Source organism: Nonomuraea gerenzanensis, from assembly GCF_020215645.1.
In the GTDB taxonomy this organism is placed as follows: Bacteria; Actinomycetota; Actinomycetes; order Streptosporangiales; family Streptosporangiaceae; genus Nonomuraea; species Nonomuraea gerenzanensis.
Genome location: NZ_CP084058.1, coordinates 11,455,696 through 11,470,218 on the forward strand (window position 1 = coordinate 11,455,696; position 14,523 = coordinate 11,470,218).

11 protein-coding genes and 1 tRNA gene are annotated in these 14,523 nt (G+C 64.6%); 9 read left to right on the top strand and 3 right to left on the bottom strand.

Translation table 11 applies throughout. From position 1 onward, the window contains the following. Window positions 1–293: 293 nt before the first annotated feature. Both LCN96_RS53440 and LCN96_RS53445 read right to left on the bottom strand, forming a co-directional pair. Complete coding sequence (locus LCN96_RS53440; protein WP_225270037.1) at window positions 294–767, bottom strand: hypothetical protein; 474 nt, start codon at window positions 765–767, stop codon at window positions 294–296. A 1,783-nt stretch (window positions 768–2,550) separates the two neighbouring features. Continuing rightward, entirely contained in the window at window positions 2,551–3,048 is a 498-nt protein-coding gene (locus LCN96_RS53445) for a hypothetical protein (RefSeq protein WP_225270038.1), read from the bottom strand. Between the two features lie 163 nt (window positions 3,049–3,211). On the opposite strand from LCN96_RS53445, the gene LCN96_RS53450 reads away from it, so the two are divergent. From LCN96_RS53450 to LCN96_RS53480, 7 genes are all read left to right on the top strand, one after another. Continuing rightward, window positions 3,212–3,287 (top strand) — tRNA-Lys (locus tag LCN96_RS53450). Window positions 3,288–3,504: 217 nt separating this feature from the next. Next, complete coding sequence (locus LCN96_RS53455; RefSeq protein WP_225270039.1) at window positions 3,505–4,896, top strand: tyrosine-type recombinase/integrase; 1,392 nt, start codon at window positions 3,505–3,507, stop codon at window positions 4,894–4,896. A 53-nt stretch (window positions 4,897–4,949) separates the two neighbouring features. Further along, window positions 4,950–5,339, top strand: coding sequence for a hypothetical protein (locus LCN96_RS53460; RefSeq protein WP_225270040.1), 390 nt, complete (start codon window positions 4,950–4,952; stop codon window positions 5,337–5,339). Further along, complete coding sequence (locus LCN96_RS53465) at window positions 5,273–7,579, top strand: TOTE conflict system archaeo-eukaryotic primase domain-containing protein (RefSeq protein ID WP_225270041.1); 2,307 nt, start codon at window positions 5,273–5,275, stop codon at window positions 7,577–7,579. The genes LCN96_RS53460 and LCN96_RS53465 overlap by 67 nt, the downstream gene beginning before the upstream one ends. 108 nt (window positions 7,580–7,687) lie before the next feature. Continuing rightward, window positions 7,688–7,933 carry a hypothetical protein gene (locus LCN96_RS53470; RefSeq protein ID WP_225270042.1) on the top strand — a complete coding sequence of 82 codons (246 nt, stop codon included), beginning with the start codon at window positions 7,688–7,690 and terminating at the stop codon, window positions 7,931–7,933. Next, window positions 7,930–8,319, top strand: coding sequence for a type II toxin-antitoxin system VapC family toxin (locus LCN96_RS53475; protein WP_020547379.1), 390 nt, complete (start codon window positions 7,930–7,932; stop codon window positions 8,317–8,319). Before LCN96_RS53470 ends, LCN96_RS53475 begins: the two co-directional genes overlap by 4 nt. 181 nt (window positions 8,320–8,500) lie before the next feature. Continuing rightward, a complete protein-coding gene (locus LCN96_RS53480; RefSeq protein WP_225270043.1) occupies window positions 8,501–9,667 on the top strand; it encodes a hypothetical protein in 1,167 nt (388 codons plus the stop codon). Between the two features lie 262 nt (window positions 9,668–9,929). On the opposite strand, the gene LCN96_RS53485 is transcribed toward LCN96_RS53480, so the two are convergent. Continuing rightward, on the bottom strand, window positions 9,930–11,291 hold the full coding sequence (locus tag LCN96_RS53485) for a site-specific integrase (protein WP_225270044.1): 1,362 nt from the start codon (window positions 11,289–11,291) through the stop codon (window positions 9,930–9,932). A gap of 1,071 nt (window positions 11,292–12,362) precedes the next feature. Between LCN96_RS53485 and LCN96_RS53490 the strand changes: the two genes are divergently transcribed. Further along, window positions 12,363–12,809 (top strand): hypothetical protein, encoded by a 447-nt coding sequence (locus LCN96_RS53490; protein ID WP_225270045.1) that lies wholly within the window; start codon window positions 12,363–12,365, stop codon window positions 12,807–12,809. Window positions 12,810–12,861: 52 nt separating this feature from the next. Then, the gene (locus LCN96_RS53495; protein ID WP_225270046.1) at window positions 12,862–13,473 is read left to right on the top strand and encodes a DUF6461 domain-containing protein; all 612 of its coding nucleotides are present in this window, start codon (window positions 12,862–12,864) and stop codon (window positions 13,471–13,473) included. Window positions 13,474–14,523 lie beyond the last annotated feature (1,050 nt).

A 14,523-nucleotide genomic window follows, 5' to 3' on the forward strand; every position in this document is an offset into this window, starting at 1 on the left:
GTAGTAGCGTTCTGTCTCGCTGCTGACGGCGCGGGGTCTGCTCGTGGGCGGCAGCGCCTTCAGCGCCTCAGCAAGCACGGACTCGGAGTGACCCTGAGGGGCAATCCGCAGCACGTATATCTCCCAGTCCTGGTATTCCACCCTCATGAGCTTCACTCCTTGCAAATCAATGAGCACGTAGAGTGATCCAAAGAGTTCGATCGCGGACCACGTGGGGCTAAGGGGGGTCAACTATCACTCCTTACAGCCGGGAGTCCCCCGTTGGACTCCCTATACGACCAGACGGGTTCTCGCTACTCCTCCATGCGGCGCTCCCGGGCCGCCAGGGCATCGGTGAGCAACTGTCGCAGCCAGCCGCCTTCCGCCGGCTCGTCGATCAGCTTGAACCCGCCTTCCTCACACACCTGCTTGCCTCGATACTTGGGGTCATAGTCGATGTCCTTCGACTCACTCACGATGAGGTTCGCCCAACGACCCGCGGCGTTGACCTTCTCGGTTGCCCCCTCGCCCTCCGTCTCGATCAACCGAACCAGTGCACGGATGTACTGCAGCGGCTTGGCCTCAAGGTGCTTCGGCAGGATCTTGGGCCAGTGCGGGGGCAAACGGTCAAGCGTGGAGACGTTCTTCTCCAGCAGGCCGAGCCGATCAAGCGCCCTCGTCACGGTAGTCCTATGCACCCCCAGTTCCTTGGCTATCTCGGGTGAGCTCATATTGAGTTCGTGCAGGCGTCTTACTTCCTGCTCGTCGATGGATAGCGGTCGTGCCATGGCGGGGAAGCCTCCGGGCTCGGAACATCTCTAGTCCTCACTGTCTGGCGGCGACCCTACCATGTTGCATAAACTTGTCAATCCACTACTCAGGGTTACTGAGAGTGGTGGTGCGCTCTGTGTGCGCGATGACCATAAGCGACGGGTTATCGCGTGGCCGAAAAAGATCCTGGCGCAGGCCGAACTACTTGTAAAGATACTTGCCCGTGGCCCGTGTTGCAGGTTGCAACAACGCCAAAACTGCAGGTCATCACATATGTAAGTTTAAACATCAATCATCGAATCGAGATGAATGAGTTGTACCGACCTACTTGTAGCGGATCGTAGCCCACGGCATACGGAATGACAACGGCATGCTTGCCTACAGAAGTCTCCAGGATCGGCAGCGCACTTTCGGATGTCCCAAGACTGGGTACCGGCGATCCCGTGGGACTGACTGTGGGAGTCTCCGGTGGCGCGGGACTCACCGTGGGTGAAGGAGTAGAAGTCTCTACGACAGATGAGGTGTCGATAGGCAGCGGAGTCGGAGTGGAATCACTACTCGCTGTCGGGCTTACTGAAGGGGAGCTAGTAGGAGTCGCTGTGGGCACTGCACTTGTCGGCAGCGGCGTGTCTGAAGGCGGAGCCACAGGCGTCGGTGACGCGCTCGGTGAGGTGCTGCTTGGCATGACAGTGGGAGTGGGAGTGGGAGTGGCCGGCGCGGTGGGAGTGGGGGTAGAGATCCCCTTACTTGTCGTGGCCCGAGACGTCGGAATCGTCACCGACTCCGCAGTAGGTGACACTTCATAGTGCTGTGAAGCCATTGCGCTAGTTGATGGCGTCGCCGTGGGAGTCGGCTCCGGCAGAAGAGTAATGTCTGATTCCGGCGTCGGAGGGTTGTCTTCAGCCGTGGCCTCAGGGGTTGCCTCCGCCACTGGCATCGAGGCGGGGACGCTGGGCGTTGTCGTGGTGGTGATCGTGACGGGCACGGCTACTGCGGTGATAGCTACCGCTGCCGTTCCAGCCGTGGTCAGAGCGAAGCCGCCAGTTGTGACCTCGGCCAGTGTGACGCCCGCGATGGTCACCTTGGAAAGGACTACAGCCCCGCCCGCGACGGGGGCCGCACCAGAACCCGCAGGGCCGACCACGCCGAACAGCTTCTTCATGCCTAGGAGAGGGAGGGCCACCAGGCCCGCGACGTTCTTGTGCTTCCCGAACAAGACTCGTCGCACATCACGCCAGAAGGCCGCCAAGCGGCTCGCCCGCTGCCGTTCCTCCGGAGTCGGAGCCTCCGCAGCCTTTCTTTCTTGCTGGTGTAGCTCGCTTGTGACGAGATGGAGCGCGGGCACGGAGGGGAGAGTGCCGGTGTCTCCTGACTCCATGTATGCGTCAACCGCTTCGAGTTGCGGGCCGATGGCTCGCTTGATGCCACTGGGTGAGAGCTGGAAGCGGCGGCCGTGTGCCTCCTCCAGCGTTTCCGATGCTTCCTTCAGCAGGCTCGTGAGCCGGATGCCGGTGACGTTGTACTTCTCACGAAGCGCCAGGATCCCGAAGTGCTCTATTTCTTCCCATATGTCATGTTCATCTGCGAGCCATTGCCGCCGGGCCTTGCTGAACTTGATGAGTCGGGCAAGGTCGTCCACTGTGATCTCGTCCGACGTCTGGTAGCCCAACTGTTGCATAACGTGGTGTAGGGCACGCTTGTGCTTGTCGATGTCCACCCCGAGGAGACCCCCTGTTACCGCTGTGCAAGCTGCTCACGGTAGGGCAAAGGTGGATCAATGGGAAGCCTGTTCTCTAACCGTCAATCAGAGGCCAAAAGAGACTTGGCGTAGGTAACCGCCTGCGCGAATCTGACGCGGTCCTTGGCTTGTGCGTCCGCCCAGATCGGACCGTCAAGGGGGGTTTGGTCGGCAACCTGGCACAACAGGCGTGCGATCACACGGGCCTCGGTGAGTGTTGCGCCGTCGATGGTCAAGGCGTCGCTGACATCGCAGATGGATTCCACCGATAGGTCAGGCAGGCGGCGCACGGCCTGGAGGCCGCTTCGCAGGAGTGCCACGTCTGGGAAGTCGGGGCTCTGGGCCATCGCTACGAGGGCTGCGGGAGCTACGCCGAAGGCTTTGGCAGCCTCCTCAAGGTCCGTCTCAGCGACGACCGCCACAGCCGCTTGCAGGGTGGCTCCCAGCGTGTTGTAGAACTCCCGGATGGAGGCGCGGAGGTCGCCGAGGTAGACGATCCGGTCGATCGGGCCGAGGTGCTCGCCGTGCAGGAGCTGCGTGAGCAGGGGAGGCTGTTCCATGCGTCGGATCTTGTCAGCTATCGTGTAGGTGTTTCCAGCTCGTACGAGGGGACGCAGGAGATTCATACGCTGGTGCTGGGTGAGGCGTTGACGGGGATGGCGGCTTACCGGTGATGGAGGCGTCGCGGGCAGGGCGGTAATCTCTGTACCCTTGCTCGTGCGAGGGGCGTTAGCTCAATTGGCAGAGCTGCGGACTTTTAATCCGTAGGTTCCGGGTTCGAGCCCCGGGCGCCCTACCACTCCATAAGTGCAGGTCGAAAGCGCTTTCTTCGAGGCGGTGACACGACGCCGGCGAGACCGCCTAGAAGATCATGTTCCCCCGATGTTCCCGCATCTCACCACGCAACGGTGAAAAGTCCGTTCGTTGATGCGAGTCGTGACCGTCTGTGCCAGCTGCTTCCTTCACCATGCGTCCCTGGACCGTCAGGGGGAGTTGTGGCGCGAATCATCGAACGCATGGCCAAGAACGGCGCGAGATCGTGGCTGGTGAAGTGGCGTACAGGTGGGGGAAGAGGCGGAAAGGAAGACTTCGAGACCTGCTACGAGCGGCCGATCGCCGAAGATTTCGCGACCTTGGTCGAGCTCAGCGGCGAGAATCGTCCGCACGGCTACCCCAAAGGCTGCCATGGCGTCGAGGACCCACACTTCGACGGCACACTTGACGCCGACATGCCGACCTTCGAGCAGTACGCGCGCCACGACTACGCCACCCGGCTCGGGGCCGCCCCCACTCAGCGCTTCGTCTACCTGACCGAGGCCGAACGGCATGTCTTCCCCTTCTTCGGCCACCTGCCCCTGGATCGGGTCACCCGTCGGGTGCTGCGCGAATGGGCGGAATGGATGCTCGCCAAACCATCCGCACGCAACGAACACCAGCCCGCCCCTCGCATGTCGGATGAGCAGGCGGCACGACGATGGGCACGAACCAACGACGTCGCGGTCAAGAAGACCGGACGCGTGCCGCCCGGCGTACTGCGGCAGTGGCGGGACGCAGGCTCCCCCCGACCCGCACCACCGGCCCCCGCGACGCTCTCCCCGGCCACGGCGGCGAAGGTTTATCGGGGAGCGATCAAGCCGGTCTTCAAGGCGGCCATGCAGCAGGGTGAGAACGGCGAGCCACCGTTTCTCAGCTCATCTCCCTGTGACGGTTTCCGCCTGCCGACCGGCCCGGTGACCGCCCGCGCCATCCTGTACGGCCCCGAGGTCGACACCTACCTCCAAGCGGTCCACGACATCGACCCGGACACTGCCTTGTTCATTGTGACCGAGATGGCCACCGGCCTGCGGTGGGGTGAGATCGCCGGGCTCCACGTGTCCGGCCTGGATCCGGTCGGCTGCGTGATCCATGTAGTTCAGACGTACGCCTATCTACTCGACGAGACGACCGGCCGCCGGCGATGGCAGCTCAGGCTCTACCCGAAGGGTAAGAAGCAGCGCGACGTGCCCATCTGCCACGAACTGGCGACGCTCCTGGCGCGCCGCGCAAACGGTCGGGATCCTGGCCAGCCCCTCTTTCAGGGACGCGGAGGCGGCTACATCGATTACGCCAACCAGCGCAACAACGTGCTGCAGCCCGCCCTCGAACGCGCTCACCAACGCGGCCTGGCCAAGCACATCACCCCACACGCACTTCGACACACCATGATCACTATGCTCCGCGACGGCGGCGTCGCACCAGGAGTCATGCAACTCATCGCCGGACACAAGTCCTACCAGACAACCGCGGGATACTCCGGTCAGCACACCCCCGCCCAACGAACGCTCATCCTCAACTCCGTCCATCCCGTCATCAAGGCAGCAGCATTCCTGTTCAGCGATCCAGGACACGATGGGGAAACCTCGCCGTAGGTTACGATTCGTGTCTGCTTGGTCGCCTGGCGGAAATCGCGCAGGATAGATCCGTGGATTTGTGGGCCGAATGGGACGACCCGGTCGAGCTACGAATGCGGTTGGACGCCGCCTTGGTCGAGATCGCAGAGTTGCGTGAGGAGAACGACCGGCTCAAGCATCTTCTCCGTCAGCGAGTCTCGGCTTCGCGCGAGCACGACGCCGCCGATCCTGATCAGACCTCCGCTGCCTGCGTCAACCCGCCGCAGGACGGCTTGCCATATGCGGACGTGTCGTCGCCTCCGTCTGCGAAGCTCGCCTTGTTCAAGGCGTTGTTCGTCGGCCGCCGCGATGTGTATGCGACCCGCTTCTTCAGCCGCAAGTCCGGACGGCACGGGTGGGCCCTGCGGAGAAGGAGTTCTGGCGTAAACGGGACGACGCCGAGCGGGAGTTCCTGCCGCTGACGGACGAGGTTCTCATCGCGCACCTGAGCCGAACCACCGACGGGCGCGACTCCCATGTTGGGCTGTATCCGATGCTGCCCGACGACACCTGCCAGTTGCTGGCGTGCGATTTCGACGGCGCGGGCTGGCAGGGCGACGCCACCGCCTACGCGGAAGCCTGTACGCGGGTGGGCATCCCTACGGCGGCGGAGATTTCCCGGTCGGGAGCCGGTGCCCACGTGTGGATGTTCTTCACCGAGCCCGTCCTGGCCGCGTCGGCACGTACCATCGGCATGGGACTGTTGCGTGAGGCGATCGACCGGCGAGGCACGATGTCGCTGGCCAGCTATGACCGGCTGTTTCCCGCGCAGGATTCGCTTCCGGTCAAGGCGGCGGCCCGGTTCCGGTTCGGGAATCTGATCGCGCTGCCGTTGCATGGCAGCAGTCGGGAGCAGGGCACAACGCTGTTCTGCGACCCACGAAACTGGCAGCCTTATGAGGACCAGTTCGCGTTCCTGTCCGGTGTGCGCCGGCTACGCCCGGTCGAGGTGGATGCACTGGTGAAGCGGTTCGGCCAGATCGACGCCGGACCGTCGACGTCGGGCAGGCTACCGGCCAAACCGCATAGGGAAGCGCTGGGTGTCGCTCCTCAACAGGTGCACGCACGGCTCGGCGCCATGCTGGCGATTTCGACCGACAGCCTGCCCGCGCCACTGATCGCCGCTCTCAAACACCTGGCCGCCTTTCACAACCCAGAGTTCTACCGGCGGCAGTCGATGCGGTACTCCACCTTCGCCACTCCGCGCTTCGTACGCTGCTTCGACGACAGCGACCCCGACTGGCTACGACTCCCACGAGGGCTGGCGGAGCAAGCGGAACATCTGATCGGGGCAGCGGGCGGCGCCATCGAGATCACCACCACGGTGCCGGACCATGACCCCATCGCGGTGCGTTTCACTGGTGAGCTGACGAATGTACAGACCGAGGCGGTCACCGCGATGGCCAAGCACCTCACGGGAGTCCTGATGGCGCCACCCGGCGCGGGCGAGACCGTGATGGCCTGCGCACTGATCGCCCGGCACCAAGTACCAACTGCGATCATCGTGAACCGCGCCGAACTGCTCGACCAATGGAGAGACCGGCTGACGATGTTCCTCGATCTTGACGGAGCGCAGGTGGGTGCCAAGGGCAGGGGCAAGGACAAGCGGCACGGAGTCGTCGATGTCATCATGCTGCAGTCCGTTGCCCACCGCGACGCCGACCCATCGCTACTGGACGCGTACGGCATGGTCATCGTCGACGAATGTCACGCGGTCGGTGCTCCGGCCGCCGAGGCCGCCATCCGTCAGGTGGCCGTGAAGCGCTGGATCGGGCTCTCGGCGACGCCGTACCGGGCCGACCAGATGGACGCGCTCATCACCATGCAGTGCGGACCGATTCGGCATGAGATCACCTCTGAGGTGTCTTTCGCCCAGCGGCTCATTGTGCACGCGACCGGCTTCAGCACCGAGGAGATCGGAAACGACGGCATCTCCTTCCAAGCGATCTATGGCGAACTGGCCGCAGACGAGACCCGGACCGCCCAGATCGCCGCTGACGTCGCGGACGCGGCGAGCCGAGGCAGGAACAGCCTCCTGTTGACCAACCGAATGGAACACCTCGAACGCTTGGCTGCGGCCCTGGAGGACAAGGGCATGACCGTGACACTCCTTCACGGGCAGCTCAGCACCGCAGAACGCGACCGCGTCCGCACCCGCCTTGCCGATGCCGGGACAGGCCCGCTGGTGCTCTTGGCCATCGACAAGGTCGCAGGCGAAGGATTCGATCTGCCGCGACTGGACGCCCTGTTCCTCGCGATGCCGATCTCGTTCAAAGGCAAGGTGATCCAGCATGTCGGCCGGATCATGCGAGAAGCCGCCACCAAGCACGGCGTCGAAGTCCACGACTATCTGGACGCACAAGTCCCACAGTTGGAACGCATGTACGGCAAGCGGCGCCGCACCCTCACCCGCCTTGGCTTCACCACCACAACGTCCGGCTCAAATGAGCACCCACCAGCCACCGACGCTCCCCCGCGCCCTTCCTCGCCAAAGACACCAGCAGAGATCACACGTCCAAGCGACCAGCAGCCGACCGCATCGCAGGTGCGCGCGTGGGCTCGTGAACATGGACTCCCGGTCGCCGACTGCGGCAGACTCCGCCCTGAGATCTGGGAAGCCTGGCATGCCGCCGCCGATATTACGCCCGGGGAGAATCCCTGACTCTGCGGAAACCGCAGGAGGATGCCGGCCATCGGCCAGAGTGAAGCTCGGCCACCAGTTACGCTGGAGGTGCAACTCAGGCACCGCGACGGAGGGAGTCGAGCGACGGTGAGCGTGGACCTCGAACACGAGCCCATCCATGACCTCGCCCGCCGGGTCATCCGGCTGGCCGAGGAGACCCAGCACGCCGCTCAAGTGCTCAAACGCCGCCTGGATGCGCTGGAACGCCGCTCCGAAGCCGCCGGCAGGGCCGAACGCATTCTGAGCGTTGCCGCCGGCATGCGGACCCACCTCGGTCGAGACCGACTGTCCGTGGAAGATCTGTACGACCCGGACACCGGTCTTCCCGCGTGATCATCGACTCCAGCGCCATCATTGCGGTCATCAACGGTGAGCCAGAGGCCATTCCATTCGCTCACACCATCGCCGCAAACGTGTGTCGCATCTCGGCCGTCAACTACGTCGAAGCGGCCATCGTGGCGGACAACCGTGGTGAGGCCATGCGCAACGCCTTCGACACGCTCGTTGATGAGATGGGCCTCATCATCGAGCCGGTAACGCCTCATCAGGCCAGGATCGCGCGCCGGGCGTACCAAACCTACGGCAAAGGCAACAATTCCAAGGCCAAGCTCAACATGGGCGACTGCTTCGCCTACGCGCTCGCCAAAGACCTCGACCAGCCCCTGCTCTTCAAAGGCGAGGACTTCCCGCACACCGACATCACCCCCGCACAGCCTTGACGGTCCAGCAGTCCCTTGCCAAGGTGATCACAGGGGTTCCCGCAGGAGTATCGTGCGCTCCTGTGACTCGGCCCCCTGACGATCCAACCGGCGATCGGCATCCTCGACCTGCTGCTGCCCGACCCGTCACCAGCCGGAGCCGAGTGGACCGGCGCGTTCGCACGCTGGATTGGGTGAGAGCGTGAGCGAGTACCAGTACTACGAGTTCCTGGCCATCGACCGGCCACTCACCGACCAGCAGCAGGCCGAGGTCCGCGCCCTGTCCACCCGGGCCCACATCACCGCAACCAGTTTCACCAACGAGTACCACTGGGGCGACTTCCACGGTGACCCGTCCCGCATGATGGAGCGTTACTACGACGCACACCTGTACCTGGCCAACTGGGGCACCCACCGGATCATGCTGCGCCTGCCCAAGGCCGTGCTCGACCCCAAGCAGGCCGAACGCTACCGCGTCGGCGAGCAGGTCAGCTCCTGGACCAGCGGCGGCCACCTCGTCCTCGACTTCACCAGCGAGGCGGAGGAGGAGTCCTGGGAAGACGACGTCGAACGCTCTCTGTCGGCGATCGTCGGCATCCGCGCCGAACTGGCCGCCGGTGACCTGCGGCCGCTCTATCTGGCCTGGCTGTCGGCATACGGGACCTGGGAGCGCGACGAGGACGCCTTCGACTACGAGGAGGAGGACGAACTCGAGCCGCCCATCCCACCCGGATTAGGCTCGCTCAGCGCACCACAACGGGCCCTGGCCGACTTCCTGCGCCTGGACGACGACCTGCTCGCGGCAGCCGCCGAGGCCAGCGCTCCAGTGCAACCCGTACAGCACGATCGAAAGCCCCTGGCCGCCTGGATCGGCGCTCTGCCCGCCAAGCGCAAGGACGCGTTGCTGTTGCGGGTGATGGAGGAAGACGGCGCGAAGGTTCGGTGGGAACTGCTGCGCGAGTTCGGCGGTGGCATCACCGGCCAGGAGGTGGAGACGGGGCGGACGGTCGCCGAGTTGCTGGACGCCGCCGCCGCCCGCCGTCACAGTCGCGAGCAGCAGGAGGCGGCCCGGCGCGCCGAAGCACAGGCCCGCAGGGAGCAAGAGCAGCGGCAGGCCAGGGAACTGCGCCTGAACCGGCTCGCCCAGAACCTCGACGCCGCGTGGGACGTGGTGGAAGCCTCCATCGACACCAAGAAGCCCCGCGAATACGACCAGGCCGTCGAACTCCTCCGCGACCTGCACGCCCTGGCCATCCGCGACGAGCACACCCCCACCTTTACCCAGCGCCTCACCCACCTCCGGGAACGACACCAGGGCAAACCCAGCCTCATCAAACGGCTCAACGACGCGGGCCTCACAGCCGAGTAACCGGCAATTTCCAGGTCTGCGAGTTAGCGATCCGAGCCACCGAGACCACGGATGAATCATGTGTTCCGGCCGGCCAACGCATGGACAATGCGTAGGGTCAAGGGATGCCCATCCGCCCCATGGTTGCTCATTGGATGCTCGTCGGCACCTGATACGGCACGACACTGGACGACATTCTTGGACATTCCAAGAAGAGACAACACATGACACCGCGCCACAATCGGGCACGATTCGATAGTGAGCGGCATTGAGAACTGCGACTTTAATCCGTAGGTTCCGGGTTCGAGCCCGGGCGCCCTACCACTCTCACCTGCGGTTCCCCGAGATTCTGTAGTCGAGTCGTCTGATCGTGAGTCACGGTGGGACACATGTGAGTCACGTACCAGGGCGGGCGTTGCTGACCTTGCGTGCGGTCTTGCGAGCGGCTTTGAGAACCAGCCGGGCGGTGGCCCGGGCGCTCTCGTGATACAGCTGCGGCAGCACCGACGTGTACGTGTCGGCGGTGAGCACGATGCTGGCATGTCCGAGTAGTCCTTGCACCACGCGCAGGTCCGGCTCCTGCCGCCAGGGCCAGCGTCGCGGCTCCGTGCCTCAGGTCGTGCAGCCGTACCGGGGGAAGTCCGCTGGCCAGGACCAGTTTGTGGAGGCGGTAGCTGAGGTAGTCGGGATCGATCGCCTCGCCGTTCTCGCGGGTGAACATCGGGGTTGACGGCGACCAAGCGGTGCTCATTTCATCGCGCTGGGCTCGTTCGTGGCGGTGCAGCAGCCGGAGGGTGTCGAGGTCCAGAGCAATGCCGCGCTGGCTGGAGGCGCTCTTCGGCGGGCACGGAAGCAGGCCATGGTCGGTGTGGACGAGCTGGCAGGAGATGGTGAGTTCGCGCTGGTCGGTGTCGAGGTCGATCCAGCGCAGGCCGGCCACCTCGGCGCGCCGCAGCCCGCACAGGGCGATCAGCCACCACAGCGCGAACAGCCGATCGTCACGGACGAAGGCGAGAAACTCGGTCAGCTGCTCGACCGTCCACACCGCCACGGCGGGGCGATGACCGGTGCGTCTCCACGCGGCAGCGCGACGTGGTGTCCACACTACTGGGTGGACGTGGCGCGACGACGGTAGCCGCAGTCCACGTGCCGGATCGTCGCGGATCAGGTCTTCTCGGACGGCTTCGTTCAGCGCGGCCCGTAGTGTCGCCCGGATTCTTTCCAGAGTGGCCGCGCTGATCGGCTTGCCGTAGCGGGTGCGGCGGCTGGCCACCGTGGTGAACATCTTGACGACGTGCCGTCTCGACAGCCGGCGTAGCGGGATCGGGCCGAGATGCGGGATCAGGAACAGCCGGATGTGATCGCGGTAGGCCTTGTAGGTGGTCGGCCGGATCCGCTGCTCGACCACCGACAACCAGTAGTGCAGCCACTGGGCGACTGTGCAACACTCGGTCACAGGCGCCGCCTCCAGCGACACAGCGAGATCGCACGCGGCCTGCCGCGCAGCGTCGGCCGTGGGGAAGCCGCCACGGCGCAGTCGCTGCCGCCGCCCGGCCATGTCCGTCACCTGGACGGCGAAGTACCAGCTGCCATGGACGGGATTCGCCAGCCGGGCGCAGCGGTTTCCCAGCCGCTTGCCTGTCACGGCGTCAGCACAGCCACAACGCCGATACACCACGTGATGATCTTGAGTGCATGTCATCTCCGCTCACTCCCTTCCTTGGATCACGTGAGGCGACGGCAACAACAGCACCTCCATCCACTGAAGATCAGGGAGATCCATTAGCCACCTGATCGGCGCGTCGATCACGTGGCCAGATGACCTTGACTCCCTCGGCAAGGGGAAGATTGGGCGGCAGCCGCAGGGGATCGCCCTTGGATTGACCCACATCAAGCGCAGGGTGGCCCCCAGATCCCTGCGAGATGTACCGCGGCGTACCTCGCGGACGGCACCGTTCCCGTTACTGAAAACGATCTTTACTTTTATTTGCTTCTTATGTGATGATCAGTGAGTTTTGGCACCTTTGTTCGAAAGGTTGCATGTGAACACTCGCCGATTAGCGTCCTGCCTATCCGGCCGGACGCGCCGCCACGCTGCCCTGATCGCCGCTCTGATGCTGCCGCTCTCCCTCACGAGCGCGCCAGCGATCGCCCAGAGCCTCACACCCTCCCCCACCCCGGTCTCCGCAACATCCACATCAGCCGCCGCCCCGGACCCGACGCTCAAGACCGCCTGGGAGTCGGCCTCCAAGTCCGGCAAACCCGTTGAAGTACCGGCCAAGTTCACCGAGACCATGAAGGTTTATGCCGACCCGACGGCAAGAACCTGCGAGCCGAACTGCATACCCGGCCCGTCCAGCTCAAGAACTCGGCCAGCGGCGCCTGGGAACCCATCGACCCGCGTATCGTCACCCGCGACGGCAAGCTGCAGGCCGCCCGGGTTAAGTCCCCGCTGACCTTCGGTGGGCGTGGCGCCAAGCACCTGGTGTCCGCGGCCGGGAACGCGGCACGATCGGTCTGGCGTAATCCGAGCGCTTCCCGAACCCAAGGTCTCCGGCAATGCGGTCACCTACCCCGACGCCGTCGCGCCGGGGGCGGACCTGGTGGTGCTGGCCCAGCCCGACGGCTTCACCACCCAGGTGGTCTGCACCGCCGCACCAGACGGACAGCCCGGCTCCACACGCACGCGATACAGAGCCGAATGTCAGGACGTTCCATGGCGCGAATTATCAGCGAAATGCTTGATCAACGCGAGATCCAGAAGTATCTAGAAGGGGTTGTGGACCCCGACATGGAATGGGTGCTCGCGGACATCCATGCCGACGCAGAAGAGTGGATCGCCACCGTCGATAACGGGATATCCATCAACGAGGACGACAGTGAGCGATGCCTCCTCAAATACGAGCTCTGGGATGGGTCGCCTCCCCTGCTCACCTCCTGGGACAGGACCTGGACCGGAAGTGTGCTCCTGACCTCAGGAAGGGTCGTTGCCGTTAGTGGCTATTCCGGTGGAACGTCATACGGCGCAGCATTCGACCTTGGCCGTAGGGGCGCAATTTGGAATGTCGCAGTCCACCGGAAATCCCTCGGGCACGACGAGTTCACGCCGGACATCGTCAGCTTCACCCTGCTGAAGCTGCGGTTCTGGCCCACGACGGCGTAAAATTCTCTGCGAGGGGGCCCTCGCGGGATGCCCCCGCCTTCGAGGGACGGCCATGCAGTCACCGACCTACTTGTACGACCTTCTGGCCTCGACCCTCTTCACCGAAGGGCTCGACGGCGACATGGACCTGTGGGCACTGGGATTCAGCGCCGTCTGGATCAAGGGCACGGACCTCGACACCCTCGCCCCGATCTACCAACTGGACCTCTCCACCCGCACCCCGTGCCATTTGAGTGACATTCTCGACCGGAACATCGACGATGGATCCCGCTTGGTCGCCGAAGTCGGGGACTGGGTAGGCATCGTGCCCGCATCCGCCGACCGCGACCACCTGCTGTCCATCACCGCAGGCGGTCGCGAGGCCTTCGGCCTCAGCATGGACATCAGCAACCGGGACTACCTCCATTACGCCCGCGGCGGGCGCCTGGTGACCTCATTCAGCCCTTCTCAGCCGGAGTTACGCTTCGGCGGCGAGCCGTACGCACTCGATCATCTGATGGATGGGCTGCGCTTCCAGATCAGCGCGGAAGATGTCTTCGACGATCGCGTCGACCGGGAGGAGAGTGTTAGCTCTGCCTTGGCCCTGATCGGGCGCTTCACAGGAACCGACATCGCCACCGACTGGTTTGAGGCGCAGCACTCCTGCATCCGGCCCACCTCCTGACGGCTCACGCCCGGCCCGTGCGGCACGTCGCAAGCTGCCCATTCACGCGCCGCCAGGCTGACGATTCGCGATGATCTCCACGGTCGCACAGGGCTACCACACCGTGGGCGAGCCGCCCCGGGCTCGTCATGTAGCCGCAGAACGAATGAAGGCATCGTCAATTAGTTAGCCAGTCGAACGCAAAGGAACGAACGGTCAAGGGATGCCATCCGCCCCGTGGTTGCTCATCGGATGCTCGTCGGCACGTGATACGGCATTTCCAGCGCGGACAACGCATGACATCGCGACAGAATAAGTCACCATTCGGTACTGGGTGGCATGGAGAACTGCGACTTTTAATCCGTAGGTTCCGGGTTCGAGCCCCGGGCGCCCTACCACCACACCCTATCTGACCTGCGTTTTCTCGATTGTGAGCGGCCTCCCGCGCGGCCGAGGCGCACCGTTGGTTGCTCGCCGGTTGCTCTTCGGCACGGTTTCGGCACATGCCCGGCGTTTCCGGATCCCGTATGAGCTCGTTTGCCAGCCGCAGGCCCACAACTCTGTGATCGTGGGCCTGCGGCTGAGCCGTGCCCCCTGTGGCTTCGCCCCGCCCCATGCGCGCAACGGCGCCCGCCTGTCGATGGCCACGCACGTGCGCTGAAAGATCCTGGCCGTCCTCCTCGGCTTGCCGGCCGCTACCACCGCGGCCCGATGGAACACCATCGCGGGCCACAGACCGCGCCAGCCATGTGGCGCGCCCGGTCCGCCCGTCTCTCGGACCCGACGTCCTTGAGCAGACGACCGCCGACACCTGCGTGCCGATGCGTGCGTGCTGGTGCAGGGCTTCACCTGCGCAGCCTGGAAACCAGGAGCTTCGCGTCAGGACGAGCGGCACTCGGGCGCGCCGGCCTCGGGCATGTGAACGCAATGACGGCTGGGGCTGGCACGATGGCGCGGCCAGCGACGTGCCCCGATCCCCCAGCCGTTCCTGCTGATCCGACAGCGCGATGACGGATTCCCGGCTCCATCCCGGACCAGGCCGGGCCGCACCTTGCTGCTGGTCGGCCTCCC